The organism is Succinivibrio faecicola (assembly GCF_019448115.1).
GTDB lineage: Bacteria > Pseudomonadota > Gammaproteobacteria > Enterobacterales > Succinivibrionaceae > Succinivibrio > Succinivibrio faecicola.
The window spans coordinates 1-3,936 of the sequence record NZ_JAGFNY010000059.1 but is presented as its reverse complement, the minus strand read 5'-3'; the positions used below and the strand labels follow the sequence as shown (position 1 = coordinate 3,936).

Sequence of the window (3,936 nt, the reverse complement as noted above, 5' to 3'; positions counted from 1 at the left end):
TGGAAAATCTTTTAGTTATGACGCAAAGATCTTGAATTGATCGATCACTTTATCTTGATTTAATCGATCAGAAGATCTTCTTCTTTATGACGCACTTCTCATAATGCTTCTTGTCATCTCAATATTCTTTATAAGATCCAAAAAAAATTACTATTCTTGAAATAAGAGCTTTGCTTGAGGGAAGAGGCTGTTTAGATAGTTTCTTATTGGGTCTGAATTAATTAAAAAAGGTCGTGTTCCCCCTTTTGTTTCGCGACAAAAGAACACGACCTGACATAAAAGTCATGATCATATTACCACAAGGAACTTTCAGAATTGTTAAAGAGAATGTTTTTCTATCAAGAATTGTGCTCTTGGTTGGCTTTTTAAAGTTATGCTCGATGCTTAATTGCGAGAAAATTTATATACACGGTTATATAACAAGGATTGTCAAGCAGATAGGAATAAATGAAAAGACATTTCTTATACCAAGAATTATCTGTAAGGGTGGAAACCCTGTACAACGAACCCATGTACTGTTGCCTGACTTTATCCTTCCTTACTGCAACTATTCAGTAAAGACGCTCTGTATAGTTTTTTCAAATGAAATCCCAATAAACACCGTCGAGAAAATATCAAAAGAAGAATGGGATAAGCTAGTTTCAATAATTAGTAGAAAATCCCTAAACGACAAGATCGAGTACATTATTCGAGCTAAGCATAAATTAAAAAAAAGATATAAAGAGATTGGAAGTACACATATTTTTATTAATAAAGTCCAAGTACCCCCAAAAATGCTCTCAATCCCCATCAAAATCGCAAGATTTTATTACCTTTTAACTTCTGAAAAACACAGGTGTATCAACGTTCAGCAGTACTTCAGCCACACGATTTACCAATTTGACACCAGTTGATCCATAAAATTGCTCCTGTCCATTAAATAAAGGAGCTTTTTATGAACAAAACTAGCCAAAATTCAGGATATCTGAGGTTTCCTCAGTTGAAACAGGCCTGCATAAGGTTACTAACATCAACTGATTCATGTAGGTTTATTGCTCGTTCACTTAAGGTGTCCCCAAGCACGATTATCAGACTCAAGAATAAGCTTGAAAGTCAAGAAATCAGTAACAGTGACGAAATATCAAGGATGTCTCCCAAAGAGCTTTATGAAAAAGTCTATCCAAGAAAACAGCAGGATGTTAGAAATGACAGTCAGAATAAATATCTACCTGACTTTGAAAAACTCACTTCTGTGATGATTGAGAAAAAGCTGAATATTACTCAGCTGTATGCTCTATATGAATCAGAGGCTTTAAGTAAGGAACTACAGCCACTGAGTCTGTCATATTTTTCTGCCAGAATAAAAATTGCAAGAGACTTAATTGAATCTGATAGTCCTGAGTTTTATTATGCACAGACGTTTCCTTATGGTCTGTACGCTCAGCTTGATTATACAGGTGACAAGTATGAGCTTTTAACCTATAACGGCAGAATTACATGTTGGATCATGGCCATTGCTTTTCCTGCAAGTTACTACGTTTACGCAGGATTTGTGACAGCTCAGAGTACAGCAGAAAGTTGCAGAGTATTATGTGAAGGTTTTAGATACCTAGGAAATCGCCATCCAAGTATTTTAACAGTAGACAATGCACGTTGTTGGTGTACACAGCATAAACCACATGCAGAAGCTGTAATAAATGAAAATTTCGCATGCTATCTGCAGGAAATGGGCATGTGTGCAGAAGCTGCACCTCCATATACTCCACAACGTAAAAGCTGTGCAGAGCACTCAGTCGGAAGAATTCAGTCTGTTATGTCTAGTTTGAAGCACGAATTTGCTACTACGTTGCGTACATTGCAAGAGCATAACAAGATCCTTATGGAAAAAGTTGAGGCTCTAATTAACAAAGGTCCTTTCAGACGAAGTACAACTTTGACCAGAGACTACCTTTTCAAAACTTATGAACTGCCTTTACTAATACCTGAGAAGAAAATTCCTGAATATATGGGCGAACCTATATCAGTGGTTGTTCCTGGCTCTTACATGGTAACAGTCCAAGCACATCAGTATTCTGTTCCATACTTATATATCAAGAAACGTGTAGATATTTATTTAACCAATGATCTGGTGATAATTAAACATGAGGGCAAGGAAATAGCTCGTCACCTACGGACAGATGGAGAGGGGATCACTGCCGTTGAAGGTCACAAACCGAGCCTACATCAGAAAATTGATGCAAACAACAGGATTTATGCATCACTGGATGACGTTACGTCAATATCAAAAGCTTTAGATGACGGCGTCAATAGATTCTGTCTTTCAAAGATTGAGTATGACAAAAATAACTGTCGAGCAGAATCAGTCACAATAAAAACCTGCAGGGCTGTCATAAATGGATACAAGCGTTGCTTTTTCAAACAGTTGTACTCTGAAGCCTGCATATCTGTCCTTAATCTGGAGCCTTATAAATGGAGCTCCTACTCAGTAGCAGAAATGTATAAGGAACTTCAGAATGAATATAACAAAAACCAAAAAATTCAGCATCAGGAAGAGTTTGAAATATTCAGACCCACAGAGCCAGATGATGCACATTTAAGAGATTTCGATAGTTTTGAACCTGATGTACATGGAGAACAGTCATGAAAGAAAAAACTGTACTTTTACCAGAGCAGCGTGAACTTATCGCACTAGCACAGAGACTGGAACTTGATGGAGTGGTAGATGAGCTTTACGAGCAGTTTGGCAGTCCTGAGATGTATACAGATATGACGTTTGAAGATAAGCTGAAAAGATGTCTTGAGTCTCATGAGGAGCATGTTGCACACAAAAGATTTAACAAATTATTCAGAAATTCAAGAGTCCGCAAACGCATATACCTCAAACAGTTTGCTCCAGATCCTTCAAGAGGTTTCGAAAGCACGATGCTTTTAAAACTAAAAGACTGTGATTATATCAACAAGGGTATAAATATTGTGATAAGCGGAGCCTCTGGCACGGGTAAAACAGCACTTGCTTGTGCAGCTGCAGTTGAAGCAATGAGTAAAGGGTATAGTGTAATGTTTTACCGCTTCAATGATTTTATGACCATGGTAAATTCTAAGGATGGACCTTCGTTCATAAGATTCAGGGATAGAATAAAAAACATTGACCTTATAGTTTTCGATGACTGGGGGCTATCTAAAATTCCAGACAACATAGTTTGTGCTTTAAATGAAATTGCAGAATGCAGATACGGAATAGGTTCTACCATTATCACCTCTCAGCTAGGAAAGAATTCATTAAAGAAGGTCATTGATCCATCACCAATTAGGGACGCACTGGCAGATAGATTAATGAGAGATTCTGATATGGAAATTACCCTAAAAGGTGCATCATGGAGAGGCACCAATGAAGAAATTAAAGGAGAGCAAAATGATTAGTAATGCAAATGTAACAGCTGTTATCAATGCAGCATATAACAAGGATTTTCCATTATCTGCAGGAAAACTATTGGAACTTGTCAATTCTGATATGAGTACATATGAGCTTTTGGATGTAATCTGCGATTTCATCAACTCTATGAGTATTATTGAGCATAAAAAAGACGTGACAACACTGTGTCAAATGAAAACGAAGATGAAAGAGTTAACCTCAAAGATTAGATCTCTACAGGAGAATTACAATGATGCGATGAATCAGCTACTAAAAACAAAAGAAGAAGTATTAAGCATGCAGGCTGAAAAAGGAAAAATTCTTATTCAGAACAGTCTGTTGAGTTGTGAAAAAGAAGCACTAAAAAGTCAGATTGAAAGAAATAAGCTTTTGATGTAACAACCTTAATGGCATGGTAACCCAAAAAACTATGCCATTTTTTTATTCAAAGCGATCTGTTAAGAATAAGATTCTCTGATCGCCTATGACAAGATCTGATGATCGATGACAACAAGATCTATGCGTCAAAATTGCAATTTATTCCA

Annotated in this window: 4 protein-coding genes; all 4 read left to right on the top strand. The window is 36.7% G+C overall.

Annotation, left to right across the window (positions count from 1 at the left end):
• The first annotated feature begins 380 nt into the window (after positions 1-380).
• From J5V48_RS09490 to J5V48_RS09475, 4 genes are read left to right on the top strand one after another with little or no spacing between them, the layout of a single operon-like run.
• Positions 381-893 carry a DUF6431 domain-containing protein gene (locus J5V48_RS09490; protein ID WP_219938359.1) on the top strand — a complete coding sequence of 171 codons (513 nt, stop codon included), beginning with the start codon at positions 381-383 and terminating at the stop codon, positions 891-893.
• 41 nt (positions 894-934) lie between these two features.
• Complete coding sequence (locus tag J5V48_RS09485; protein WP_219938357.1) at positions 935-2,623, top strand: Mu transposase domain-containing protein; 1,689 nt, start codon at positions 935-937, stop codon at positions 2,621-2,623.
• Entirely contained in the window at positions 2,620-3,399 is a 780-nt protein-coding gene (locus J5V48_RS09480; RefSeq protein ID WP_219938355.1) for an ATP-binding protein, read from the top strand. Before J5V48_RS09485 ends, J5V48_RS09480 begins: the two co-directional genes overlap by 4 nt.
• The gene (locus J5V48_RS09475; RefSeq protein WP_219938353.1) at positions 3,392-3,790 is read left to right on the top strand and encodes a hypothetical protein; all 399 of its coding nucleotides are present in this window, start codon (positions 3,392-3,394) and stop codon (positions 3,788-3,790) included. The genes J5V48_RS09480 and J5V48_RS09475 overlap by 8 nt, the downstream gene beginning before the upstream one ends.
• Positions 3,791-3,936 lie beyond the last annotated feature (146 nt).

Coding starts and splice junctions, on each gene's coding strand:
- J5V48_RS09480 (WP_219938355.1), top strand. CDS start 2,620: ATGAAAGAAAAAACTGTACTTTTACCAGAGCAGCGTGAACTTATCGCA.
- J5V48_RS09485 (WP_219938357.1), top strand. CDS start 935: ATGAACAAAACTAGCCAAAATTCAGGATATCTGAGGTTTCCTCAGTTG.
- J5V48_RS09475 (WP_219938353.1), top strand. CDS start 3,392: ATGATTAGTAATGCAAATGTAACAGCTGTTATCAATGCAGCATATAAC.
- J5V48_RS09490 (WP_219938359.1), top strand. CDS start 381: ATGCTTAATTGCGAGAAAATTTATATACACGGTTATATAACAAGGATT.